Source organism: Aeromonas sp. QDB56, assembly GCF_027705505.1.
Classification (GTDB): Bacteria; Pseudomonadota; Gammaproteobacteria; order Enterobacterales; family Aeromonadaceae; genus Aeromonas; species Aeromonas caviae.
Window position 1 is genome coordinate 1 of record NZ_JAPDBZ010000319.1, and the last position, 666, is coordinate 666.

The window sequence follows — 666 nt, forward strand, 5'->3', positions numbered from 1 at the left end:
TCTCGCACCTCGATAACTGTACGTAAGATCAGTATAGTTCGTGGTAACTGACTGCTAATCATGGGTAATCAGGTAACTTATTACACAACAGTCAAGCACCTCTCACTTGAGGATATAAAGAAGACAATATTTGCCTTGCCTCAAGGCGAGGAACTTTCCAACATAGTGGCCTTCCTCGACTACGAAACCGCCCGAATTGATCGGCTGATTGCTCAGCAGCAGTGGCTGATCGAACTGCTCAAAGAGAAGCGGCAGGCGGTGATCTCCCACGCAGTACGTACTAGGGCAAGCGAAGGTCATATAAAACTCGCATATGCCATCAACTTGCTAACGGGTTACCCCTTTGCTAGCTCCGGTTTTAAGTCCACAAAAGATACGCATATTCCTCTTTTACGTGGGGCTAATGTTGGGGTCGATCAAATAAAATGGGATGATGTAGTCTACTGGGATAGTGAGGATTGCTCCCATTTGGATGATTATTACCTTGAGCGTGGTGATATTGTTTTTGGTATGGACCGCCCTTGGATTAGTAGTGGTGCCAGAGTCGCTGAAATTACACAACATGATACTCCTTGCCTGCTGTTGCAGCGCAGGGCCGACGCATGATCATTCTTTGCGCTAGTTGATCAAGTATCGATCAGTTGAGCGGCGCCAAGTACGATTTTA

1 protein-coding gene is annotated in these 666 nt (G+C 46.7%); it reads left to right on the forward strand.

Annotation, left to right across the window (positions count from 1 at the left end; genetic code table 11):
* Positions 1–60: 60 nt before the first annotated feature.
* Entirely contained in the window at positions 61–606 is a 546-nt protein-coding gene (locus OKB81_RS20675) for a hypothetical protein (RefSeq protein ID WP_270805460.1), read from the forward strand.
* Positions 607–666: the final 60 nt, after the last annotated feature.

What these genes read in the sequence shown, in the direction of transcription:
- OKB81_RS20675 (WP_270805460.1), top strand. Translation starts at nt 61, where the DNA reads ATGGGTAATCAGGTAACTTATTACACAACAGTCAAGCACCTCTCACTT.